The 24832-nt window shown below is 64.7% G+C and carries 17 protein-coding genes; 4 read left to right on the top strand and 13 right to left on the bottom strand.

The genetic code is table 11. The features are described 5' to 3' along the window. Positions 1-7 precede the first annotated feature (7 nt). The 4 genes from ACZ2GY_RS06650 to ACZ2GY_RS06635 all read right to left on the bottom strand — a co-directional run bounded on the left by ACZ2GY_RS06650 (position 8) and on the right by ACZ2GY_RS06635 (position 5420). On the bottom strand, positions 8-739 hold the full coding sequence (locus tag ACZ2GY_RS06650; protein WP_471673331.1) for a thymidine kinase: 732 nt from the start codon (positions 737-739) through the stop codon (positions 8-10). A 3-nt stretch (positions 740-742) separates the two neighbouring features. Then, entirely contained in the window at positions 743-1936 is a 1194-nt protein-coding gene (locus ACZ2GY_RS06645; RefSeq protein WP_471673330.1) for an alkaline phosphatase family protein, read from the bottom strand. 8 nt (positions 1937-1944) lie between these two features. Continuing rightward, entirely contained in the window at positions 1945-2622 is a 678-nt protein-coding gene (locus ACZ2GY_RS06640; protein WP_277359511.1) for a DUF5998 family protein, read from the bottom strand. A gap of 83 nt (positions 2623-2705) precedes the next feature. Next, a complete protein-coding gene (locus ACZ2GY_RS06635) occupies positions 2706-5420 on the bottom strand; it encodes a bifunctional acetate--CoA ligase family protein/GNAT family N-acetyltransferase (protein ID WP_471673329.1) in 2715 nt (904 codons plus the stop codon). Between the two features lie 122 nt (positions 5421-5542). On the opposite strand from ACZ2GY_RS06635, the gene ACZ2GY_RS06630 reads away from it, so the two are divergent. Then, on the top strand, positions 5543-8020 hold the full coding sequence (locus ACZ2GY_RS06630; RefSeq protein ID WP_346028352.1) for a DNA gyrase/topoisomerase IV subunit A: 2478 nt from the start codon (positions 5543-5545) through the stop codon (positions 8018-8020). A 9-nt stretch (positions 8021-8029) separates the two neighbouring features. Here ACZ2GY_RS06630 and ACZ2GY_RS06625 read toward each other — a convergent pair whose 3' ends face one another. Genes ACZ2GY_RS06625 through ACZ2GY_RS06610 form a run of 4 tightly spaced genes read right to left on the bottom strand, consistent with a single transcriptional unit; the run spans position 8030 to position 15031 of the window. Continuing rightward, a complete protein-coding gene (locus ACZ2GY_RS06625) occupies positions 8030-9022 on the bottom strand; it encodes a GNAT family N-acetyltransferase (RefSeq protein WP_471673328.1) in 993 nt (330 codons plus the stop codon). After that, positions 9009-12398 carry a thiol reductant ABC exporter subunit CydD gene (gene cydD, locus ACZ2GY_RS06620; RefSeq protein ID WP_471673327.1) on the bottom strand — a complete coding sequence of 1130 codons (3390 nt, stop codon included), beginning with the start codon at positions 12396-12398 and terminating at the stop codon, positions 9009-9011. Before cydD ends, ACZ2GY_RS06625 begins: the two co-directional genes overlap by 14 nt. Further along, positions 12395-13417: a cytochrome d ubiquinol oxidase subunit II gene (gene cydB, locus ACZ2GY_RS06615; RefSeq protein WP_277357791.1), complete on the bottom strand. Its 1023-nt coding sequence runs from the start codon at positions 13415-13417 to the stop codon at positions 12395-12397. The genes cydD and cydB overlap by 4 nt, the downstream gene beginning before the upstream one ends. A 39-nt stretch (positions 13418-13456) precedes the next feature. Next, on the bottom strand, positions 13457-15031 hold the full coding sequence (locus tag ACZ2GY_RS06610; protein ID WP_471673326.1) for a cytochrome ubiquinol oxidase subunit I: 1575 nt from the start codon (positions 15029-15031) through the stop codon (positions 13457-13459). Between the two features lie 211 nt (positions 15032-15242). On the opposite strand from ACZ2GY_RS06610, the gene ACZ2GY_RS06605 reads away from it, so the two are divergent. Next, complete coding sequence (locus tag ACZ2GY_RS06605; RefSeq protein WP_056547226.1) at positions 15243-15614, top strand: BlaI/MecI/CopY family transcriptional regulator; 372 nt, start codon at positions 15243-15245, stop codon at positions 15612-15614. A gap of 5 nt (positions 15615-15619) precedes the next feature. Next, entirely contained in the window at positions 15620-16612 is a 993-nt protein-coding gene (locus ACZ2GY_RS06600; RefSeq protein WP_471673325.1) for a M56 family metallopeptidase, read from the top strand. A gap of 69 nt (positions 16613-16681) precedes the next feature. Here the strand turns inward: ACZ2GY_RS06600 and ACZ2GY_RS06595 are convergent, their stop codons facing one another. Next, positions 16682-18778 carry a DNA gyrase/topoisomerase IV subunit B gene (locus tag ACZ2GY_RS06595; protein ID WP_277357794.1) on the bottom strand — a complete coding sequence of 699 codons (2097 nt, stop codon included), beginning with the start codon at positions 18776-18778 and terminating at the stop codon, positions 16682-16684. Positions 18779-19019: 241 nt separating this feature from the next. On the opposite strand from ACZ2GY_RS06595, the gene ACZ2GY_RS06590 reads away from it, so the two are divergent. Next, positions 19020-19244, top strand: a complete 225-nt coding sequence (locus tag ACZ2GY_RS06590) for a DUF7455 domain-containing protein (RefSeq protein WP_056547219.1) — start codon at positions 19020-19022, stop codon at positions 19242-19244. A 124-nt stretch (positions 19245-19368) separates the two neighbouring features. Here ACZ2GY_RS06590 and ACZ2GY_RS06585 read toward each other — a convergent pair whose 3' ends face one another. The 4 genes from ACZ2GY_RS06585 to ACZ2GY_RS06570 all read right to left on the bottom strand — a co-directional run bounded on the left by ACZ2GY_RS06585 (position 19369) and on the right by ACZ2GY_RS06570 (position 24697). Further along, a complete protein-coding gene (locus ACZ2GY_RS06585; RefSeq protein ID WP_277357795.1) occupies positions 19369-20613 on the bottom strand; it encodes an RNA polymerase sigma factor in 1245 nt (414 codons plus the stop codon). Positions 20614-20941: 328 nt separating this feature from the next. After that, complete coding sequence (locus ACZ2GY_RS06580; RefSeq protein ID WP_471673324.1) at positions 20942-22195, bottom strand: DUF4192 domain-containing protein; 1254 nt, start codon at positions 22193-22195, stop codon at positions 20942-20944. 110 nt (positions 22196-22305) lie between these two features. Next, positions 22306-23649, bottom strand: a complete 1344-nt coding sequence (locus ACZ2GY_RS06575; protein WP_471673561.1) for an MFS transporter — start codon at positions 23647-23649, stop codon at positions 22306-22308. Beyond that, positions 23639-24697, bottom strand: a complete 1059-nt coding sequence (locus tag ACZ2GY_RS06570) for a proteasome assembly chaperone family protein (protein WP_277357797.1) — start codon at positions 24695-24697, stop codon at positions 23639-23641. Before ACZ2GY_RS06570 ends, ACZ2GY_RS06575 begins: the two co-directional genes overlap by 11 nt. Positions 24698-24832 lie beyond the last annotated feature (135 nt).

The following is a 24832-nucleotide window of genomic DNA, read 5'->3' as shown; positions in this document are numbered from 1 at the left end:
CCCGGTCTCAGAGCCGTGCGGCAGCCGGATCGAAGGGCAGCGGCACGTCGCTGCCGGCGTGGGTGCGCGCAGTATGCGCCGTCACTCTGCGCATATGGTGCCTCCGGCAGAGCGTCTCATAACCGATCACCGGACCGGCCGGAAGATCGAGTTCATCGAGCCCTCCGCCCGTCAGCCGCGGCTGGCCGGGATCGCTTTCGGTGCTGGACGGTTCAACATCTCCGACCACCATCTGTTCTCCCTCGACGACCATGACGCCGTCAACCGTGCGCGCGTTGTGCGTGGCCCGGCGCCCGCACCAGCACAATGCCTCCACCTGAAGGACCTGCGTCCTGTCGGCCAGTTCAACCAGCCGCCGCGACCCCGGAAACAGCTGCGTGCGGAAGTCGGAGGTGATTCCAAAGGCGAAGACGTCTATGGCCATGTCGTCGACGATGCGCGCAAGCTGCTCAATCTGCACGGGCGTGTAGAACTGCGCCTCATCGCAGATGAGGTAGTCGACACGGGTTCCGTGAGTGCGGCTTCTGACCAGCTCCTCCCAGAAATCGGTGTCAGAGCGGACCTCAATTGCCTGGGTCATGAGTCCCAGCCGACTCGAGATGACAGACTCCCCCGCACGGTCATGAGAGCTGAAGAGCAGCCCGGCGCGTCCGCGGGCGCTGTGGTTGTGATCCATCTGCAGGGCAAGGGTGGACTTGCCGCAATCCATGGTCCCGGAGAAGAAAATGAGCTCGGCCATGGATTAGCGTCCGACCATCCGAACCGGACCGGGCCCCGGCTTCACCAGGGTGAGCAACGGCACTTCACGCTCGGCACGCGTGAGGGAGCCGTGCTGACCAACGATCTCGAGTGCTGACGCCGGGACCCGGCGGGTGTCGTAGAACGCTACCGGTTCCCTCGCTGCGATCAGGACATCCCCGATCCGAGGCTCGACGTCCGGCGAGACTGTCCCGAACAGTCCTGCGGTGATCGCCTCCTTTCGGGTGAGGATCCACGCATGCGCACTGTGCGCCGTCCGCCAGGAATCGACTAGACGCTGCATGCCGACGTCAGGCAGGTCCGGCTCTGTATAGAGGTGAACCATGCGCGGCTCTCCTCCGGTATGCGCGACGCCGTCGACCAGCGAGGCATCAGCCGAGAAGTCGACGTGCTGCTCCGGGGCAACATCCACCATGCCGTGATCCGCCGTCAGCAGCAGCAGGGTGTGGGGCGGGACCTTCGCGGCGAGGGATCGCATGGTCCGGTCCAGGTCTTCAAGCCGGTCCCCCCACTCGGGAGAAGCACAGCCTGAGCGGTGCCCGGTCTTGTCGAGCTCATTCAGATAGAGGTAGACGAGCGCCTGATCGCTCGCACCCAGCGCCTTGCACACCGCCTGCACCCGTGCCTCGGGGGTACCTCCTGCCACGTACCTGCCGCCTCGCAGCGCTGCCCGGGTCAGCCCCGACCCGTCGAAGCGCGCGAGCCCTACGCTCGTGACTGGAAGTTCGGCTGCGACCCTCTCAAACACCGTGGGGTGGGGCTGCCATCGTCCGGGTTGCACCATGGCATCCCAGCCGCCGAGCATGTTCACCACTTTGTCCTGTGCAGGGTCCAGGACGTCGTAGCCCACCAGCCCGTGTTGTCCCGGCGCCAATCCGGTGCCGAGTGAGGCGAGCGCGGCCGCCGTCGTGCTCGGAAAGACGGATCCCAGCTTGCGGGACGAGTCGAGGAACTGCCGCAGGAAAGGTGCATGGCCGGAGCGTTTGCGCAGCAGCGCGGCGCCGAGTCCGTCCACCAGCACCACACACACCCGAGGCGCGGCCGGCAGGTCCAGTGCATTGGGAAATCCGGGGAGTCCGAGAGCTGACGCAGAACTGGTGAAGACCTCGGCGATGGTTGAGCGGCCGTAGGCGGGCGCGGCTGGGAGAGGCTCCGTGTGGAGCGGTGAGGTTGGCACGGGCAGGACTACCGCCCGTGATGGGCTCGGCTGAAACGGGTGGCCAGCCCGGGCTGCCTCCGGTTTGGTCCCGGCTGGTTCACGACGACGCCGGAGACGGCCGGATTGGCGGTGCTCACCGTGCGCAGGGCACGGGCGAAGGACTTGGCGTTCTGCACAGCCTGCAGACCGTCAGCTTCCGCGCTGACGCGAAGCACGATGTCTTCCTGTGCGATGGTGCCGGTGTACCCGTGATCGGCATCGCACTGCGGATCGCCGCAGCTCGCCGGTCCCATGTCCAGCCGCTGACCGCCGGACCAGGCAATGCCGAGGGTGAGTTCACGGACGGGATCGGACGGTTTGTAGTTCTGCGGCTGCGCGTACTGGTAGCTGAGCACAACCGAGCGGATCTGGCTGACCGGAACCGACTCGGTGGACACCTGCGCCGTTACTTGCTCTCCGGTGTCGTCCAGTTGTTGGTCATCCACATGCGTGACCACCAGCATGTCCTCGGTCAGAACAAGGACGGTGATGTGCCGTCGAATTTCGGTCCGCTCGAAATGGGTCTCCAGATGAACCACGTGCGAGAGGGGTTCCCTGCCATCCAGGGCATCATGGACGACGTCGGCCACCAGCCGCGGGTAGAAGCCCGCTCGTTCGAGGGAGGCATCCAGGTCGCGGCGTTCCGCCGACAGCGATGGAGTCATGGTTCCAGTGTGACTTATGCCGAGGGCGCACGCCTAACCGGTGTGGACCGAGGCACCGGCCCGGCGGGGCTGCCTGGGGCGAGTCAGTCGCGCATCGCCCGGCGTGCGCTGTCAGTGCGTTGCTGGGGGTTTCCTACGCTGATTTCTGCGCTGAGGACGGCGAGCCCGCTGGCTGAGACCAGAACCGGGTTGAAACGCAGCAACGCAATCTCGGGATGCCGGTCCTTGAGCAGGGCAACCCGCAGGAGGAGATCCTCGATGGCTGGAACGTCCACTGGCGGCAGCCCCTGGTAGCCGAAAAGCCGTCGGCTTGCCCGCGGCGTCCGGAGAAGATCTGCAGCGTCCAAAGTGGTCAGCGGCGGAATGCCGTGCGCCCAGTCGTCGAGCAGGTTCACCGCATCTCCGGCCATCCCGAATGACACTACAGGTCCAAGCAGGGGGTCCTCGATCGCCCTGATCACGCAGGCCTGCCCCGGCGGCGCCATGGGCTGGACTTCCAGGCCGGGACTCCCGAAGGGGCGAAGTTCGGCCCGCATGGCTTCGATCCCCGCGCGCAGGCCGGAGGCATCCGGGATGTTGAGCCGCACTCCGCCGAAATCGAGGCGGTGCCGCAAATTCTCTTCAACCGTCTTCAGCGCAACCGGCCATCCCAGCGAGTCTGCGGCCTCGACAGCCTCGTCAGCTGAATCGAAGGGAATCGAGGGCAGCACGTTGATGCCGTAACAGTCGAGGAGCTCGTGCAGCTGGCCGCTGTCGAGACGGCGCAGCCCCACATCCCGCACATCGGACAGGACACTGCCGAGCAGGGCAGCAGCGCCTTCCTCATCGACGCTGTCCAGCTGCGCGAACACACCATGCTCGCGCTCCCTCCAGCGGCTGTACCGGACGACCGCGCCCAACGCAGACACAGCGGCTCCGGGACTGGCAAAGCAAGGTACGGAGGCGTCACCGTCTCCGGGCTCGTCCCCGCGGCGTGAATAAGTACCGCGGGCGGCACGCAACCCCTCAAGCTGCGCGGCCGGATCCAGCACGCCGGTGAAGCATGCGACAACTGGCTTGGCCGCAGCGGCGCCGCACTCCTGCAGCACCGGCAGGATCGCCTCGAAGGAGAGCCCGACCACCGGAATGAGGGTGAGAATGAGGGAGTGCACCTCCGGATCCGCGAGTGCCTCGGTGAACGCCGTTTTGAGGGCGGACAGTGCCACGGACTGCCCTGCGTCGAGATCAAGGTGCGCATTCAGCCGCACCACGTTCAGTTCCTGTGCAAGCGCCGCGTCCGCGAGCACTTTCCCCAGGGCCAGTGAGTTGCTGAAGACAGCCACTCCCGTTCCGCCGGGAACAGGCTGGCCGACCACAATCTGCGCTACGTCCATCAGTTGTTCGGTGGTCTCGACGCGGATTACCCCGGACTGCCGCAACATCGCGTCGAGTGCGCCACTGGGCGCCTGCGTTGTGCGTACCGCATGGCCGGGCGGCAGCTGCAGTCCCATGACGTCGGACTTGGCGACGATAACCGGCTTCATGCGGGAAAGTCTGCGTGCGATCCGGGAGAATTTGCGCGGATTGCCGATCGACTCCAGGTACAGTGCTACGGCCCGGGTGTTCGGATCATCCTCCCAGTACTGCATGGCGTCATTACCGGAGACGTCCGCCCGGTTGCCGGCGGACAGCGCCGAGGACAATCCGATGGCTCGCCGGCTGGCGGCGGCATGGAGCATGACGCCGATTGCTGCTGACTGACTGAAGAGGCCCAGCCCGCCACGCTCCGGCAATTCGGGCGCCATCGATGCATTCAGCCGCACGGCTGGATCCGTGTTGATGATGCCCAGGGATGCCGGACCCACAACCCGCATGCCGTAGGAACGGGCGCTGTGCACCAGCGCGCGCTGGCGCGCGAGTCCTTCGCCGTCGTCGTCGGCGAACCCCGCCGTCGCGACAAGCAGCCCTTTCACACCTGCCCGCCCGCACTCCCGGGCGACAGCGAGCACCTGATTGTAGGGCACCGCAATCACGGCGAGATCCACAGGATGGGGTATCTCTGCAATGGAGCCGTAGGCCACCATGCCGTTAAGCTCGAACGCCTCGGGGTTGACGCCGGCAACCGGTCCAGTGAATCCACCGTCGACGATGTGTTCGAGCAGCGAGTAGCCCACGCTCCCCCAGCTGCGGCTGGCACCGATCACTGCAACCGACGACGGCGCCAGCAGGGTCTGCATGCTGCGCGCCTCGGCGCGGTGCTCACGTGCTTCCATCACTGCGCGGGACTTGTCGGTCGGGTCGATATTGAACGTCAGCTCCACGACACCGTCATCGAAGCGGCGGTCCACCTCGTAGCCGGCTTCGGCGAACACCGTGATCATCTTCCGGTTTTCGGGCAGCACCTCGGCGGTGAATCGCCGGATGCCGTTCTCCCGGGCTGCGACGGCGAGGTGCTCGAGCAGGATAGACCCCAACCCCCGGCCCTGATAGGCGTCAGATACGTTGAAGGCGACCTCGGCCTCGTCGGGATCATCGAGGCGGTCATAACGGCCGATGCCTATGATGTCCTGGCCACGGGTCACGACGAAGGCCACGCGGCCCGCGTGGTCCACCTCGGTGAACCGCTTGAGTTCCCTGGCGCTCAGCGAGGCCTTATATGTGAAGAACCGCAGGTAGATGGAGTTCTGGGACTGCCTCATATGGAATGCCTGGACGGCGTCCGCATCCAGCGGCGAGATGGGCCGGAGATGGCCGGTCGAGCCGTCCCGCAACACGACGTCCGCCTCCCAATATTCGGGGTATAGTCCGTCAGCCACCATAGACTCACAGTAGTGGGCGGCTGCCTTTTCCGTCAGCCGGAGCCCGGTTGCCGTCCGCCCACACGACCTACCGACCACCGCATACCACCTACGCGATCAGCTGCCGAAGGATTCGACACACCATGGCAAGGCGCCAAGCCACACCCCCCGAGAGGGATTACACCGAGAAGATCATCGACATCGACGTCACCTCCGAAATGGAGGGCTCCTTCCTGGAGTACGCCTATTCGGTGATCTACTCGCGTGCCCTCCCGGACGCCCGCGACGGCTTGAAGCCGGTACAGCGCCGGATCCTGTACATGATGACTGACATGGGTTTGCGTCCCGACCGCGGTCACGTGAAGTCGGCGCGCGTGGTCGGGGAGGTCATGGGCAAGCTTCACCCCCATGGCGATGCAGCCATCTACGACGCCATGGTGCGCATGGCCCAGGACTTTTCGCTCCGCCTTCCCCTGATTGACGGGCACGGAAACTTCGGTTCGCTCGATGACGGCCCGGCCGCTGCCCGCTACACCGAGGCGCGGCTCGCTGCTGCGGCCCTGACCATGACGGACCACCTCGGCGAGGACGTCGTCGATTTCATTCCGAACTACGACAATCAGCTCACCCAGCCCGAGGTCCTCCCGGCAGCCTTCCCGAACCTCCTCGTCAACGGGGCAACCGGAATCGCTGTCGGCATGGCCACCAACATGGCGCCGCACAACCTCGGGGAGGTCATTTCAGCGGCACGGCACCTGATCGACAACCCGGACGCCACGCTGGAAGACCTCATGCGCTTCGTTCCGGGGCCGGATCTCCCGAGCGGCGGCAAGATCGTCGGGCTGGACGGCATCCGTGACGCGTATGCGAGCGGCCGCGGCTCCTTCAAGACCCGCGCCACCGTGGAGGTTGAGCAGCTTTCGGCCCGCCGCACCGGGTTGGTGGTCACGGAACTGCCCTACATGGTGGGGCCGGAAAAGGTGATCGAGAAGATCAAGGATGCTGTAACAGCGAAGAAGCTGCAGGGCATTTCCGACATCGTGGATTTGACTGACCGTACGCACGGGCTGCGGCTGGTCATCGAGCTCAAGAACGGCTTCAATCCCAACGCCGTGCTGGCGCAGCTCTACCGGTACTCGCCGATGGAGGATTCCTTCGGCATCAACAACGTCACCCTGGTGGACGGCCAGCCCCGCACCCTCGGTCTGGTCGAACTGCTTCAGGTGTACGTCAGCCACCGGATCTCGGTTGTCCGGCGCCGTACCTCCTACCGGCTCGGGAAGAAGAAGGACCGGCTCCACCTCGTTGAGGGCCTGCTGATTGCCATTGTGGACATCGACGAGGTCATCCAAATCATCCGGTCCTCGGATGAGGCCGCAGCTGCCCGCGAGCGGCTGATGGCAATCTATGATCTGACCGAGATCCAGGCCAACTACATTCTTGAACTCCGGTTGCGCCAGCTGACCAAGTACTCCCGCATCGAGCTGGAGAAGGAGCAGGACGAGCTGCGCAGGGAGATTGCCGCACTTGAGGAAATCCTCGGCTCCGAGCAGAGGCTGCGCGGGCTGGTATCGGATGAACTCGCCGCCATCGCGGAACAGTTCGCCACGCCGCGGCGCACCGTGCTTCTGGAGTCGGAGGCCAGCGCGCCCTTGAAGGGCACAGTTCTGCCCACGCCTGCCGGCAACGGAGCCAAAGCGCCTCTTGCCCTGGAGATCGCCGACGACCCCTGCTGGGTTCTTCTCTCGACCTCAGGACAGCTCGCCCGCACCACGGGACGGGAGCCGATGTCCGACGGCGGCCAACGCGTCAAGCACGACGCCTTCACCTCTGTTGTCGCAACCACCGCCCGAGCGGAGATCGGCGCCCTCACCTCGGCGGGCCGCATGCTGCGGCTCCAGGTTGTGGACATGCCCGCTCTGCCGCCGACGAACACCACACCGAATCTGGCCGGCGGGGTTTCCATCAAGGAGTTCATTACGCTGGAGCGCGGCGAATCGCTGGTGGGCCTCGTCCCGCTGGACAAGACGTTCGCGCTTGGAACCGCCCAGGGGATCGTCAAGCGTGTAGTCCCGGACTACCCGCTCAACCGGGATGATTGGGAGGCAATCACCCTCAAGTCGCGGGACAGTGTGGTCGGCCTTGCGGCCGCTGAGGACTCCGACGACCTCGTTTTCATCACCCGGGAAGCGCAGCTGTTGCGCTTCCCGGGTGGCGCCGTCCGGCCTCAGGGACGCACCGCAGGCGGCGTGGCCGGCATCAAGCTGGGAGCTGAGGACACCGTCCTCTTTTTCGGTGCGGTGCGCGCGGGAGATCCTGCCGCCGTCGTCGTCACCATCGCAGCCGGGAGCGAGGCGCTGCCCGGAACCACCCCCGGATCGGTGAAGGTGACGGAATTCGCAGAGTACCCGGCCAAGGGACGGGCAACGGGAGGCGTCCGTTGCCACCGCTTCCTGAAGGGCGAGGACCATCTGGTGCTTGCGTGGGCGGGACACGGGCCGGCGCGGGCCGTATCAGCCACCGGCGTTGCCCGGGCACTTCCGACCGAACACGGGCGCCGCGACGGGTCAGGGGTGGCGCTGTCACAACCCGTCGAGGCGATCGGGCCAAGTCCGGAGTAGGAGCCGGTACTACTCCGGCTGCGCGAGCTGCTTCTCGAAGACCATCGACCGGCGCGTTGGGGTGTACCCCATGCGCTCATACAGGCCGAGGGCGCCGGAGGGGTTCTCGGTGTCCACGCCCAGCCCGGCGTTCTCCATGCCGTCTGCCTTGAAACGGCGCATGGCTTCGGCCAGGAGCGCAGGTGCGAGACGACGCCCACGCCAGTCGCGTCTCACGCCCAGCAGCTCGGTGTAGCCCTCATTGTGGCCGACCAGTTCCCTGGACTCGGGGTCATAGCTCGCGATCTCGTACGCGGCCACCTCACCGGAGGAGTTGTCGATGACGGCAAGGCTCCACTCCGCCCGGAACTCCGGGTGGGTGACGGTGAACCGCCAGCTCTCCTCATCCCGAGGCTCACTCCCCCAGTGATCCTGGAAAGCCTCGTTATGCGCCAGGCGGATGGCCTCGGAGAGGTCGTCGCTGAACGCTACGATCTCGAATTCCGGGTCGAGATCGACCTCCGGGATGTCCGCCGAGAGATCGCGGGTCATTTCCGTGAACCACCGGGTGATGGTGCCGCCGGCCGACTCCATGAGCGCGCGATGCCCCGGATTGAGCTCCTCCACGTAGGAACGGATGAAGCCTCCTTCCACCCCTGCTTCCGCCAGTCTCTTACCCGCACGCTCGACCTGCCAGCCGTGAATCGCCCGGCCGATCCCCCGCCGTCGCCATTCCGGATCGACTCCCCCAAAAACGTGCACCAGCTGTGAACCCGGATTTGCACTGATCCGCCCGAAGGCGCGCGGTGTGCCGCCATCATCGAAACCCATGACGGTGTCCAGCACGGGATCATTCTTGGAAGCTTCGAGGACTTCCTCCAGGTCAGCGCGCTGTTCGATCCAGTCCGGCTTGTCAGCGACCGCCATCCGGCGTAGCAGCGACTCCCAGTCCTCAAGGTCTGTGGCTGTTATTGCCCGCCAGCTCAGCTGCTGGTGGGTTGGAATGAGCTCAGGCGTAGGCATGCTCCCAGCTTAAGTGATTGCCCTCGCTGCCGGCAGCCAGTTCGACGCCGGTGTCACAGCGGAACGCTTCGGCGCGGTCGTGGGTGACCAGGAGCACCGGCCGATTCCCCAGCCCGCTCCGCAGGTCACGCAGGAGGCGGAAAGCGCCGTCGTCGTCAAGGTGGGCAGTGGGCTCGTCGAGGATCAGCACCGACGCTCTGGTCAACAGCGCGCGGGCAACCGCGAGGCGCTGCCGCTCGCCGCCGGAGAACCTGTTCCCGCCCGGGCCAATTTTGGTGTCCAGCCCGTCCGTGCGCCCCCGCACGGTATCGGCCAGCCCTACGGCTTCGAGAACCCGCCACAGCTCATCATCATCAGCGTGTTCCTGCGGGGAACGGGCAAGCAGGAGGTTGGCCCGCACCGAGGAGTCGAACAGGTGGCCTTCCTGCGGGCACCAGGCGGCGGGCAGCATTCCGCCGTCAGCCGCGGCCCCTGCCAGGTAGCTGCCGCTGCTGAGTGGCAGGAACCCGAGCAGTGCGCCGATGAGGGTCGATTTGCCGCTGCCCGAGGGACCCGTGAGTGCGGTCCAGGATCCACTCCGCACCGAGAGCGTGACGCCCTCTACCACTGGAGCACCGGGCTCGTACCCCACAGCGGCGTCCACCAGCGCGAGCACCGCCGCGTCCACGCCCTGCGCCGGCTCCGGCATACTCCGCCGGACCTCCAAGCCGGCTGCGGCGCCGGCAGGATCCAGGTGAGCATCGAGCCTGCGCGTCACGGCTCCAAGCGGCGCCCACTGCTGCACGGCGCTCACCCCGGCTGCGAGAGGCTCGATAAGCGCAAGCTGCATAAGCACGACGACGGCCACTACTTCCGCGCTCTGCCCGACAGAGCCTGCAAGGACGGCGACAGCGGCCAGGGCGCACGCGAAGACGACGAGTGCCTGCCCGATGCCGGCGGCCCAGGAGCTGCGGCGCAGGCCGCGGGCGGCACGGGATTCCAGCCGAGCGAGGCGGTTCAGGGCGCCTGCAGTGAGCCCGTTGACCGCGACATCGCGTGATGCCCGCAGAAGACCCGTGGTCTGGGCAAGGGAAGCCGCACGCAGCCTGATGCCCGCTGCTCCCGCTGACCGTTCCGCCAGCAATGCGGCGGCGGGGGCGGCCAGTAGACCGGTAACGACGGCGAAGATCTGCCAGAGAATCGCCTCCGGCAGCAGCAGCGCCGTCGTACAAATGGCTGCCAGACCGGTCAGGACCGCCGTCAGCGGCGGGAAGACCGCCCGCGCGGCGGTGTCCCTCAGTTCGTCAATGTCGCCCACGAGCCGTTCGATGCCACCGGATCCGCGTGATAGCGAGCGCCAGGATTCCGCACGGCCGAGCAACGCATGCCACAGCCGCAGGCGCACAGCGTCAGACGTCTGCAGGATGCTCTCGTGCAGCCACAGCCGTTCGCAATAGCGCAAGAGGGAGCGTCCGATGCCGAAGAACCGAACCCCCACGATGGCTGCGAGAAGGTAGAGGATGGGCGGCTGTTCGGACGCTCGGACGATCAGCCAGCCGGACAATGCTGTGAGGGCCACGGCGAAAACAGACGAGCCCGTGCCGAAAGCGAGTGCTGCGAGGAACCGGGGGGACCACGGGCGCACCAACGAGAGCGCTCGCAGGGCTGTCCGAACGGCCCCGTGGCCCATCATCGGCTCGGCCAAGCCGGATCGAGCGGGCGCAGATGGCGAGGTTTCGCGCGGGTCGGGGTTATTTCCGCCCGCTCGATTCGGGGTGTGCGCAGTGTGCGGCGCTGTAGCCAGGCTTCGGGCTGACCCGAGGTCGACCGTGCGGTCGGCGAGGCGTGCGGTCTCATCATCATGGGCGATCAGCACAACAGTGACCGTTGACGGCAGGTTTCGTACTGTCCGGCGGATAACCGCCGAGGTGTTCTCATCCACGTGGGCGGTGGGTTCATCGAGCAGCAATGTTCCCCCGGCGGGCCCGGTGCGCAGCAGGGCCCTGGCCAGCGCAACCCTCCGGAGTTCGCCCGGGCTCAGTTCTCCGGTGGACTTCTCCAGCAACTGGCTTCCGTCCACTGCCGCAAGCAGCCCAAGAAGCGCCTGGTCTTCCAGCGGTGACTCTGCGTAGAAGGCAAGTTCTTCACGAACGGTGTCCATCAGCGGCTCGGGATGCTGCGGCACCCAACCGAGCGGGCCGCTGAGCGGCCTGACCGCGCCATCAATGTGAAGGCCGGGCTGGGGAACTCCTGCCAGCAGCCCCATCAGCGTTGACTTGCCGGAACCGCTGGGACCCCTCAGCGCGGTGATCCCCGGGGACAGGGTGAAGGTGAGATTCTCAACGATCGGTGCTTCTGAGCCTTCGAAGCGCAGGGTGAGGCCTTCGGCGCCGGACGCACCGTCGTCGGCGTTTTCCGGGCGGCCGACCGGCACGGCGGCGGACGTCCGTGGCGCATCGATGATGTGCCGCACGGCCCGTCCTGCCTCCAGCCCGTCATCGCTCGCATGGTGCGCGGCCCCCAGGTCCCGCAGCGGCAGGTAGCACTCCGGCGCGAGGATCAGGGCGAGCAGGCCCACTTCAAGCCCCACATCACCGTGGATCAGCCGCACGCCCACGAACACGGCCACGACCGCCACTGAAATCGTGCTGATCAGTTCGAGCGCGAGCGATGACAGGAAGGCGATGCGCAGTGTCTCCATGGTCCGGCGGGAATAGCCGGCGCCGATATCCTCCAGCGCACGCGTCTGGGCACTTGCCCTGCCGAGGCCAACGAGGGCGGGCAGCCCTTTTGCGAGTTCCAGCAGATGGTCCGAGAGCCGATCGAGCGATGCCCTCGCCTCGGCTGTTCTGTCCTGCGTGTGCCAACCGATCAGCACCATGAAGACCGGGATCAGCGGGATGGTCAGGACGATCACGGCGGCGCTCACCCAATCCGCGGCCAGAATGCGCGCGCCGACCAAGAGGGGAACCACTGCGCAGGTGATGAGCGCGGGGAGGTATTGCGTGTGGTACTTGTCGAGGCCGTCCAACCCGCGGGTGAGGAGCACGCTGAGCGCGCCCGTACCCTGCTTCCCACTCGTGGTCCCGCCGTCGGCAAGCACCCGCTCAAGCGCCTCCCGCCGCAGCCGCTCCTTCACCCCGTATGCCAGGCGCTGAGCGGTTCCTTGCTGCGCCCAGGCAGCGCCTGCGCGCAGCACTGCACCGGCCACCCCGACCTCCAACAGGTCTGCTGACGGCAGGGCACCGCCGGCGAGCGCCGCGATGCCGCGGGCGATTGCTTCCGCGATCAGGACCAGCCCCACTGCCTTGACCGCAGCAAGGACACCGAGGAGGTACACGGGACGAACCGGAACGGACATGCCGGCGGGGCCGAGGGCCAGGAGCCGGTCGATCACAGGGGACTCACCGAGTGTGCGTCGGGGATGCTCTTTTCGGTGACGCGCTTCCGGAAGACCCAGTAGGTCCAGCCCTGGTAAGCGAGCACGAGGGGCACCCCGATAGCGGCGACGATGCTCATCAATCCGAGGGTGTATGGCGAGCTCGAAGCGTTCTCCACCGTGAGGTTGAAGGCGTCGCTGAGCGTTGACGGCAACACGACCGGATAGGCCGAGCCGAAGATGCATGCCAGCGAAGCCGCCAGCGCGGCACCCAGCCAGATGAAACCCCAGCCATCATGTGAGGACCACTCGGCAAACCAGGACGCAGCCGCCGCAGCTACGGCGACGGCAAGGATAAGACCGGTCCACACCGTTCCGCCGGCGAGGTGCACTGTCGCTGCCCACAGCAGCAACGGCACGACGGCGAGCGGCAGCAGCCGTATCAGGAGCTTTCTCGCTCGTTCCCGGATGGGCCCGTCGGTCTTCAGCACTAGGAACGCCAGAGCGTGGGCGAGGCAGAAGAGGACGACGGCGGCCGCGCCAAGGAAGGCGTCAAACGTAACCCAGACGAATGGCCCGCCCACCCGGTCACCGTTCTCGTTGAGCGGAAGTCCGGAGGTGGTCAAGGCGAGGGCGGCGCCGATTCCAGCCGCTGCGGTGAAGGAGCCGAGGAAGATCGCCAGATCCCAGCGGCGGCGCCACTGGTCGCTGTTCATCTTTCCGCGGTACTCGAAGGCGACTGCCCGGAAAATGAGTGCGAGGAGCACCAGGATGAAGGGCAGGTAGAGCGTGGAAAGCAGCGAGGCATACCAGAGCGGAAAGGCGGCGAGAGTTGCACCTATCGCGGTGACGAGCCAGACCTCGTTGCCGTCCCAGACCGGCCCAACCGTGTTGAGGAGGACCCTCCGTTCCCGGTCGGTTCGCGCGAACAGCTTCATCAGCATGCCGACGCCGAGGTCGAATCCCTCAAGGAAGAGAAAGCCGGTCCACAGCACGCTGATCAGGATGAACCAGATCGTGGGCAGGAGCTCGGTCATGTGCGTGGTTCCTTTCCGCGCGGCGCAGTGGAGTTCGGCTCAGTAGGCAAAGGCGAGCACATCGTCGTCGTCCTTTCCGCGTGAGGAACTGTCGTCGTCGTGCCGGGCAGCCAACTCCGGCATGGCGGAGGCAACCCCGCCGCGCACGTAGGTGAAGAGCAGCTTCACTTCGACGACCAGCAGGACGGCATAGACCAGAGTGAGTGCGACCAGCGAGAAGACGAGTTCGGCGAGCGATACCCCCGGCGACACTGCGGCGGCCGTGAACATGAAGACGCCGTCGATGCCGCTGGGGTCAGGGTTGGGCGCCACGACAAACGGCTGGCGGCCCATTTCCGTGAAGATCCAGCCCGCGGAGTTGGCCCCGAAAGGCGCGAGGATTCCGAACACCGCAAGCCGCATCAGCCAGCGGGACTCAGGGACCGTCCCCTTCCGCAGAATCCACAGGGCTACCAGCGCAGCGAAGGCGGCGAGTGCGCCGAAGCCGATCATGATGCGGAAGCCCCAATAGGTGACTTCCATGACCGGCAGGTAGTCGATGCTCATGCCGGCGCGCTCGCCGTACATCGGATCGTCCGGCAGTGTCTGTCCGTACTGCTCCTTGTACTCGGGCAGGAGCGTGTTCACGCCTTTGACTTCGGTAGTGAAGTCACCGTTCGCAAGGAAGGACAGCAGGCCCGGAACCTCGAAAACCGCAACGATGTCGTCGCAGTCCTGCGATCCCAGGTTGCCGACCGAGAGGACCGAGAAGCCGGTTCCATCGTGGCAGGCGGCTTCCGCTGCCGCCATCTTCATGGGCTGCTGCTCAAACATCAGCTTTGCCTGCAGATCACCTGACACTGCGGTTCCGGCGAAGGAAATCAACGCGACGACGGCGCCGATCCGCGCTGAGCGCAGCCACACCTGGTGGTCAATCACTCCGCGGGAACCGGAAGTGTCAGTTCCGACGACGACCTTCCCGTCGCCGTCGACCGTGTCCAGCCCGTCATGGCGCCGCTTCCAGAGGTGGTACCAGGCAATACCGAGCAGGAAGCCGCCCGCAACAGCGAGGGCACCGAAGATGGTGTGGGTGAAGGCGACCAGGGCGGTGTTGTTCGTGAACACTGCCCAGGCGTCCACCATGCGGGCACGGCCGTCCACGAGCTCGACGCCCACGGGATGCTGCATCCAGGAGTTCGCCACGATGATGAAGTAGGCGGAGAATACCGACGCCACGACTGCGGCCCACAGCGCTCCAAGGTGCAGCACCTTCGGCAGCCGCTGCCAACCGAAGATCCACAGGCCCAGGAAGGTCGATTCGACGAAGAACGCAAGCAGCGCTTCCATCGCAAGCGGCGCACCGAAGACATCGCCTACGAACCGGCTGTACTCGCTCCACGCGAGCCCGAACTGGAACTCCTGCACCAGTCCGGTTGCAACCCCCATGATGAAGTTGATGAGGAAGAGCTTCCCCCAGAACTTCGTCATCCGCAGGTAATGGTCCTTGCCCGTCCGGTACCAGAGGGTCTGCATGACAGCGACAACGAGGCCAAGCCCTATCGTCAGCGGCACCATCAGAAAGTGGTACACGGTGGTGATACCGAACTGCCACCGTGCAATTTCAAGTGCTTCCACAGGTCCTCAATTCCTCAAGCACTGGCGATGTGTGAGCGATTTCTACGCTTTGTAGAAACGTTCTTCTACATATCGTAGAACAACTTTCCCGCACACTTCTACATGACGTAGAACCTTGCGCGAAAAAGCTGTAGATTAAGAGAGATTGGAAGTGGTTTTGCACCGCAATCAGTCCGTCCAGCCGCAGATCAGGATCAACAAAGGAATAAGAATGGCCACGCTCGGTGAACTCGAACGCACAGTGATGGACCTGCTGTGGGGCACCCAGGAGGCCATGACCGCGAACACTCTTCGTGATGCATTGGCGCTAGCTCCTGAAGGTACGGCGGAAGGCAAGGAACTCGCGGTCACCACGGTGTTGACCGTCCTGTCCCGGCTGGAGAAGAAGGGCCTGGTTGAGCGTGAACGCGACACCCGCCCTCACCGCTACCGCGCCGTGACCAGCCGCGAAGACCACACGGCGGAGCTCATGCATGAGGTACTGGTAACCGCTCCTGACCGCGAAGCTGTACTGGCACGCTTCATCGGCAGTGTCTCTGAGAGCGAGGCCCGCACACTCCGGCGGCTCCTGGGCAGCAACTAGCCGCCATGTTCTGGGCCTCCCACTTCCTGGCGGCGCTGGCCGTGATTCTGGCATGGCCCGCACCGATCGCCCTCTCCCGCGCACAGTGGCCCTCACGCTCGCCGTTCACCGCGATGATCCTGTGGCAGGCAATCGCGCTCGCCGGAGGTCTGTCAATGATCGGCGCCATGCTGGTGTGGGGACTGGAACCGCTGGGAGATAATCTGCTCGAAGCGTTGCAGGGCCTCTGGGACATCCTGGTGAATAACCGCCCGGCAGGCACTCTCGGCCTCGTCCACGTCTTCGCCCTCAGCGCCGCAAGCCTCCTGACCGCGCACCTCGTGTTCACCCTGCTGATCACCTATGCGCGGATCAAGGGCCAACGACGGCGGCACCGCAACCTGCTGAATCTGTTGAGTTCACCCTCACACACCAACCCCTCCACGCTGGTGATCAAGCACCCGGCCCCGGTTGCCTATTGCCTGCCCGGCGGCGCGCGCTCCGTGACGGTCCTCTCCGACGGACTGATGGGGCTGCTCTCCGAAGATGAACTGCGGGCCGTTCTCGTGCATGAGCGTGCCCATCTGAGCCAGCGGCATCACCTGCTGCTCTGGGCTTTTGCGGCCTGGCGTTCAGCGCTCCCGTGGCTGCCGACGTCGCGCCTGGCGCAGCGGTCGGTCAATGAGCTGATCGAGATGCTCGCGGACGACGAGGCCGTCAAGGAAGTGGACCAGGAGACCCTTGTAGGAGCAATAGCCATTGTGGCGACGGGCTCGCACGGTCCGTCTGTTTCACACGGGCGTTCGGGCGAGACACCGGATCATGCACTGACCGATGCCGCAGCAGCGCAGGATCCCGAGCAGGATGATGCCTCGCTCTCAACGGTTCACCGGCTGCGCCGCCTGCTCGAGCCGCAGGCGCCGCTCACCCCCGCACAGACCTTCGCGGCCCTCGCCACATCGACGCTGCTGCTGACTGTGCCTACCGCCCTGCTGATCGCGCCCGGTTTCCTGGGCTGACGCGCCGGGCTCCCAGGGCTCCCTGATTCAGCTCCTGCGCAAGCTGGCTGTGCAGACTATTGCCCTGTACTAGGCGTCGATGCGTTCGCGATCCAGCGACGCGGCGCCGGCCACAATGAAGTCCTTGCGCGGTGCAACGTCACTGCCCATGAGAAGGTCGAAGACCCGCTCAGCCGATTCGGCCTCCTGAATCCGTACTCGACGCAGGGTGCGATGGCGCGGATCCATGGTGGTTTCCGCCAACTGTCCGGCATCCATTTCCCCCAGTCCCTTGTACCGCTGAATGGGTTCCTTGTAGCGCCTGCCCTCACGTTCGAGGGCGGTGAGCAGCCGGTGAAGCTCCTGGTCGGAATAGGTATAGACGGTTTCATTCGCTTTGCTGCCGGGGTTGAGTATTTCCACCCGGTGCAGCGGCGGAACGGCCGCAAAGACCCGCCCGGCATCAACCAGGGGACGCATGTACCGGAAGAACAGCGTGAGCAGCAGGGTACGGATATGCGCGCCGTCGACATCGGCGTCCGTCATCAGGATGACCTTGCCGTAGCGGGCCGCATCAAGAGAGAAGCTGCGGCCCGACCCTGCGCCGACAACCTGAATCAGCGCGGCGCACTCGGCGTTGGAGAGCATGTCACCCACCGAGGCCTTCTGCACGTTGAGGATCTTTCCCCGAATGGGCAGCAGCGCCTGGTAGTCCGAGGACCTCGCCAGCTTGGCGGTCCCCAGCGCGCTGTCACCCTCAACGATGAACAGCTCGGAACGCTCGGAATCGTCAATGCGGCAGTCTGCAAGCTTGGTTGGCATGGATGATGTCTCCAGCGCGTTCTTCCGGCGCTGGGTTTCCTTGTGAACGCGCGCCGATACGCGGGACTTCATCTCGGCGACAACCTTCTCCAACAGCAGCGCAGACTGCGCTTTGTCTGCGCGGGCCGATGAATTCAGTTTCGCAAGGATCTGCGTTTCCACCACCTTGCCGACGATGGCGCGGACGGCGGACGTTCCGAGGATCTCCTTGGTCTGGCCTTCGAACTGCGGCTCCGCGAGCCGCACGGTCAGAACCGCGGTGAGACCCGCAAAGACGTCGTCTTTCTCCAGCTTGTCGCTGCCCGCCTTGAGCTTGCGTGCATTGGCCTCGACCACTTTCCGGAAGGTTTTCAGGAGCGCTTGTTCGAAGCCCGACTGGTGGGTTCCGCCCTTGGGCGTAGCAATGATGTTGACGAAACTTTTTACCGTGGTGTCATAACCGATCCCCCAGCGCAGCGCGATATCCACTTCGCAGTCACGCTCGACCTCGGCGATCCGGCTGTGCCCCTGATCATCGAGGACGGGAACGGACTCCTTGAAACGGCCGGACCCATGCAGGCGCCACACATCAGTGACGGCGTGGTCAATCGCCAGGAACTCAGCGAACTCGGAAATTCCGCCGTCGTGATGGAAGACTTCTTCGACTACCCCGTCCGTGCCGGGTAAGGCACGCTCATCGCGAAGCGTAATGCTTAGTCCCGGTACCAGGAATGAAGTCTGCCGCGCACGAGCCTGCAGCTCTTCGTAGGAGAACTTGGCATCAGGAGTGAAAATCTGCCGGTCCGCCCAGTACCGGATCCTCGTTCCCGTGACGCCGCGTTTGGTGCTCCCGACGACTTCGAGGCGGGAGCTGTCGACGAAGGGGGAGAACTCCGCTGTAGGCAACGGCTTGCGCTCATCGGCAAACCGCCCGGGCTCACCTCTCCGGAAGGACATCTGGTACGTCTTGCCGCCACGGTCAACCTGGACGTCGAGGCGCGCGGACAGCGCGTTGACCACGCTGGCGCCGACGCCGTGGAGCCCACCGGACGCGGTGTAAGAGCCGCCGCCGAACTTGCCGCCGGCGTGCAGTTTCGTGAAGACGACTTCCACGCCGCTCAGCCCGGTCTTGGGTTCGGCGTCTACCGGAATGCCGCGCCCATCGTCATGCACCTCAACGGAACCGTCGGCATGGAGGATGACCTTGATGCTCTGGCCGTGTCCCGCAAGTGCTTCATCCACCGAGTTGTCGATGATCTCCCAGAGGCAGTGCATGAGCCCCCTGGAATCAGTGGAGCCAATGTACATGCCGGGACGTTTGCGAACCGCCTCAAGCCCCTCGAGGACGGAAAGATGGCGGGCTGTGTATTCAGAGCGGGGTGCCACTTCCTTGGAAACTCCTTGGGATTGCGGTCTATCTCGGCGAGCCGGGAGCGGCGCACCCTCCCAAGCATATTCCCTTGTCCCCGCTGTGGATGGCAGGCATGCCGGGCCCTCGGGCGCGCGGTTCGTCCCTGCCGGATACCTCCCCGCGAGCGTACGCGCTCAGCGAAAGCACACCCAGCTTGCGAAGAAACGGCAACGAATAGTGGTTATATGAACTACAGGAACCACTAAGGAGGCATCCATGACAACAGCTACAGCAACCCGTGAGCTAACCGCTTTGCACCGTTGTGACCGGTGCGGGGCCCAGGCCTATGTGCGCGCAGTCCTTCAGTCCTCCGGTGGTGAGCTTCTCTTCTGCGGGCACCACGCCCGCGCCGTTGAGAGCACTCTCCGGCCGCAGACGTCAGAGTGGCAGGATGAAACCGCCCGGCTGACCGAAAAGGCGCAGAGCACTGTAGAGGCATAGCCGCGCACAGGCCGTCCGCCGAAGCGCAGCATAGTTGGAGCCTCCTGAACGGATGGCACATAAATAGGAAGAACCCCCTCCGCGGAGGGGGTTCTTCCTATTTATGTGCCTGCTGCCGCCGTTCCTAGTCGAGGTAGTCCCGAAGTACCTGCGAACGTGACGGGTGCCGCAACTTAGACATGGTCTTGGACTCTATCTGGCGGATGCGCTCACGGGTGACGCCGTACACCTTGCCAATTTCATCGAGGGTCTTCGGCTGGCCGTCAGTAAGACCGAACCGCATGGCGACCACACCTGCTTCCCGCTCCGACAACGTATCCAGGACGGAGTGAAGCTGCTCCTGCAGAAGTGTGAAACTCACCGCATCCGCGGGGACGACTGCTTCCGAGTCCTCGATCAGGTCGCCGAACTCGGAATCACCGTCTTCGCCGAGCGGAGTGTGCAGGGAGATGGGCTCGCGGCCGTACTTTTGAACTTCGACGACCTTTTCAGGCGTCATATCGAGTTCAAGTGCCAGTTCTTCCGGTGTGGGTTCCCGGCCGAGGTCCTGCAGCATCTGCCGCTGGACGCGGGCCAGTTTGTTGATGACTTCGACCATATGTACCGGAATACGGATGGTGCGGGCCTGGTCTGCCATGGCACGGGTGATGGCCTGGCGGATCCACCACGTTGCGTAGGTGGAGAACTTGAAACCCTTGGTGTAGTCGAACTTCTCTACAGCACGGATCAGACCCAGGTTGCCTTCCTGAATCAAGTCCAGGAAGAGCATTCCGCGGCCGGTGTAGCGCTTGGCCAGCGACACCACGAGACGGAGGTTTGCCTCGAGAAGATGGTTCTTGGCGCGCTTCCCGTCATGGATGACCCACTCAAGTTCCCGACGCAGCTTGGGATCGATGTTCTCATTCGCCGCCAGCTTCTCCTCGGCGAACAGGCCCGCCTCAATGCGCAGAGCGAGATCTACTTCCTGTTCGGCGTTGAGAAGGGCGACCTTGCCGATCTGCTTCAGGTAGTCCTTGACCGGGTCCGCAGTAGCGCCTGCGGAAACGACCTGCTGTGCCGGTGCATCGTCGTCGTCAGCATCCGAGTAGACAAACCCGCTCCCAGTCGAAGCTTCAGCCGCCTCCGGCTCTGCAGCCTCAGTGTCTGCACCTTCGACTTCTGCGGCACCCGGCGCGGTCTCCTGCTCTGCAGGAACGTTTGCGGGGCTGCCCTCCGGGGCCTTCGTGTCTACGCTGCCTTCGGCTGCCGCGGGCTTGGCGCCACGAGCGGTAGCGGTCTTCGATGCCGGCTTAGCAGCGGCGGTCTTGCGCTTGGTTGCAGTTGTACCGGGTTCTGTTAACACCGGTGCTGTTGTCTTCTTGGCCGACACTCAAGAACCTTTCATACGGCGGTTTGCGGCGCCGCCAAGGAGGGCAACACCACTATGACCCTGTCAAGTCCGTGTTTGAAATCAGACCTATCAACGGGAACTGTTCGTACGTACAACAGCTCTGCCGAGTGCGCTATTCCCCTTGCGGACGTGTGGTGGTGTGAATACCAACATCCGAAGTGCCTGAAACGCGTCGATCTGAAACACGAACCCAACCGGGTCTCGTTTCCATTGTCGCACGCTTTGCGAACCTCACGTAAATTCCGAACCGACAGCCGGTGCTTCCGGTGAATCCCGCTCTTCTTTCCTCAACGAGTCCGTGTACGGTTCAGGCCACGCTGCGGGATTCGGAGGTCCAGGCGGTCTCGCGCCGGCGAGCCCACGGTGCAAGGGAACCGGTTCCGACCAGCGCCATCAGGAGTTCAGCGAGGGTGTATCCCGGAGCTTCGTCCAAAGCCTCCTGCAGATAGTGATGAGCACGCGACCCCCTGCCACGTGCCCATTCGAGCCAACCCAGAATGCTGAGAAGAGCCGCCCGCGGCTCCCCGCTCGCCACTGCGGTCAACCCGAGAAAGCGGGTGTGCGCTGCATCAAGGCGATCCCAGTCCGGCACGCTGAGCGTGGCAAGGAAGACATCCCGAAAGAGTGTTGAGGGATCCTCGTTGTCCTCCTGGTCTGCGGGTCGCGGAAGACCTCCCGTCGGTCGCAGAGCCTGCAGGCCCGTCATCAGGGCGTCGCAGGCGTACGGAAGTTCCTCCTCCTCCGGATCCGCCGGCAGCACGCCGGCTGCGACTGCGGCTTCCTGCGCAGCGTCCGGACCCGCGGCTGCCAGCACTATGAGGCTGTCCCGCACGGGCGCGCTAGTCAGACCGGCCAGAAGGAAAGCAACAACCTGCGGCGAAACTGCCGGTTCCTGCGGATCTGCCGTGCGTGAAAGAAACGCGTCCCAGAGGATGAGGGAATCACGGCCAAGGCTTGTCTTGTCCCACCTTCCACACCACTGTTCCACGTAGGAGGCCGCCAGTTGATTGATTTCTTCGCTGTGCCCGGGGTCGGGTGTTCCGACCGCGGCTGCCAGGGAAGCGGCATAGGTACTCCCCTGATAGACCAGCTCCGCGTTGAGGACGCTTTCGGTGATCCGGGCAAGCGGGTGGCCCGGCCAGGGACAGCAGGACGCATCCTCGCAGAAGTAGTCCCGCCAATGACTTGAGCTGACGAGCCATCCGTCCAACAGCGGCAGTCCTGCGGCGTCGAGCACCAGGTCGAGGCAGTGGATCAACGGAGCGTAGGGCGGGGAGCCCGGCTCGGCCCACTCGGCGTCGGTGTACACCGCCATCAACACTCCGTCGGCCGAGGAGTCAGATTCGAGGTAATCCCGCACCGTGGATGCATAGTCAAGCGGATCAGAGTCCGTCGGCGGAAGGTCTAGGCGCAGCGTAGCGCCCACGCGTTTGCCGGACATCGTGAGGAAGACGAGGCTCTCCCGTGGTTGGAAACCAAGGATGTGGGGAACGTAGCTGAGAATATCGGCCGGCGTGCTGACCTTGATGGGGGCTTCGGGATGGGGTGCGTTTGCTGTCATGAATACGACTGTGACGCCGAAGCACTCGCCTGTGGTCCGCCGAAGACACTATGTGGGTAAAGCGCGTGATTCGGCCGGATGTGGAGGAACGGTTGCTACCTGTACGGTTACTACCTGCGTGCTACGCGCCGCCGTCGCAATTCCCTTGCAATTGCCTGCCGCAGTGGCGGCACAATGATCGACTGACGAGCCAACTGGGCACGCACGCGGCGCCGGAGCACCAGGACTGCGACGGTTCCGATTCCCAGAACCACGAACTGCACAGCAAAAGCGATCCTGAATGATTCGAGCGCATACAGGTCACCGTTGGAGAATCCGCTCGACAGGAGCAGGTCCAGAATCAGGCCTACGGCGAACATGGTGAGAAGCGCGGCCGTGAATCCGCCGATGTTGACGATGCCGGTCGCGGTACCGAGCCGGGAGGCAGGATTGAAGGTGCGGGCGAAGTCGAAACCGATCATCGACCCCGGTCCGCCGACGGCAAGCGTCACGACCAGCAGCACGAGCAGCCAGACGGGTGCCTTTCCCGGATAGGTCAGCACCACCAACCACGCGAGCGCGGTCGCCGCGGTAATTGCCAGGACCATGGTCGAGCGGCGCAGCGGGTGCCGGGCGACATAGACGCCCAGGAGCGGTCCACAGATCATGCCCACTACGACAAAAAGGGTCATCAGCACCGAAGCCGTCCCTGCGGCGAGTTTTTCAGCACTCACCAGGTAGGGGTAGCCCCACATCAGAACGAAAACCGTGCCTGAGAACTGCGTAGTGAAGTGGCACCAGAGGCCGAGGCGGGTCCCGGGCTGCTTCCACGCCTCGGTGAGGGAGACTCCGGTCTGGCGCAGCGATGAGCGGCTTCGCTGGCCGTTTCCTTCCGGATGATCCCGGATCAGGGTAAAACCCAGAACGGCCGACAGGACTCCCAGACTGGCCGCTGACAGAAAAGCGGTGCTCCAGCCGGCTAGCTGCAGAACGGCCAGGAATGGGATGACGCTGAGAATCTGGCCGAGCTGCCCGAGGATGCCCGTGAGCTGGGTCAGCACCGGGATTTTCCGGGTCTCGAACCATGCCGGAAGCAACCTGAGAACTGCGACGAAAGTCATTGCGTCACCGCCGCCAACCAACACACGGCCAACTATGCCGGCCGTGATGGACTCGGCAAATGCAAGCTGGGTCTGTCCCAGCGCCATCAGAACCGCACCGCTGACAATCATGACGCGCGGGCCGAATCTGTCGACCAGGACGCCCACCGGAATCTGCAGTCCGGCGTAGACCACTAGCTGCGCGACCGTGAAGACAGCCAAAGCAGACGCTGTTGCGTCGAACCGCTCGGTCGCCTCGACTCCTGCAACACCGAAGGAGGTGCGCTGCGTAACTGCTATGAGGTAGGCCAGTACCCCGGCGCCCCATACCAGCCAGGCGCGCCGGTCCGTTCCGGCAGCCGGATCAGCGCCCAGTCTGTTTGCCTCCGTCTTCGGTGTCACCCGCCGCGCCGTCGCCACTGCGTCCAGACCCTGTGCTGCCGGACGTGCCGCTTTCTCCGCCTGCTGCGTCACTTTGCGGGGCGTCCTCGTCCAGCGTCGCGGCGAGCTCGTCGGCCGCATGCGGACCTGCGAGAAAGGCCTCCACGGCCGAACCCAGCTCCTCGGCGTCGGCCAGCTCCATATTCTGTTTCACAAGCAGTGACCGACGCGCGCCGTCGGAGTGCTCGTCGTAGCGTTTCTCCAGCGATGACACGACGCCCTGCACCTCGGCCGAGTTGTCCACCTGACGCGCTATCTGCCGCTCCACGTCACGGCCTGCTTCCCGCAGCCGGTCAGTGGGCAGAACACGGCCGATGGATGCGCCGAGGTACTCCAGCGCCGTCACTGCGGCAGGCGGATACTCCGCTTCCGCCAAATAGTGGGGAACGTGCACCACGTATCCGACGACGTCGTGCCCGGACTGTGAGAGACGCAACTCCAGCAGGTGTCCGATGGAGGCCTGCAGTTCCGCGGTGGGCCGCCAGGTGGAACCCATCCCTTCGATCAGGTCTCCCCGGTTTCCGTGAACGGTTACACCGAGCGGACGCGTGTGTGGAACGGGCATCGGGAGCGAGTGGACCCAGGAAACCAACGGCACTTCGAACAGGGAAACGAGTTGTGCGACGGCGGAGCAGAACCTTTCCCACTGCAAGTCCGGTTCCATTCCGCTCAGGAAGAGGAATTTTTCGCCCAGACCGTCCTGGAGAACCCGGAGCTCAAGGGCAGGCGGCTGGTAATCCCGCAGATGATCCTGTTCGAACGTGATTCGGGGCCGACGGCTCCGGTAATCGATGAGCTGGTCAACGTCGAACACGGCCAGGACTTCGTGGTCGAGCGTTCCGAGCAGCTCATCGCGCACCTGCGCAACCACCTGCCCCGCATCGACGAACCCGGTGAAACCTGCAATAAGGGGTAGCCCCCGAAGGGAAGGATCATGACGAATCGAGCTGCTGACGTTGTACAGGCTTTGCGGCTCCAACATTTCATCCTCCTCAATTCGTATCAAGACACTGCGGGCAGTGCAGCGCGCGTCATCCCGGCGGCTTTTTCAGTGTTCACTCCAGCGCTGCGCCGTTGCGTCAACCCTAGTTGATGCGCCATCGCGTGCCCGGTGTGT

The organism is Arthrobacter sp. KKT183, assembly GCF_055657625.1.
Note: the sequence above shows the minus strand (reverse complement) of the source record. Positions and strands in the feature narration are given on the sequence as shown.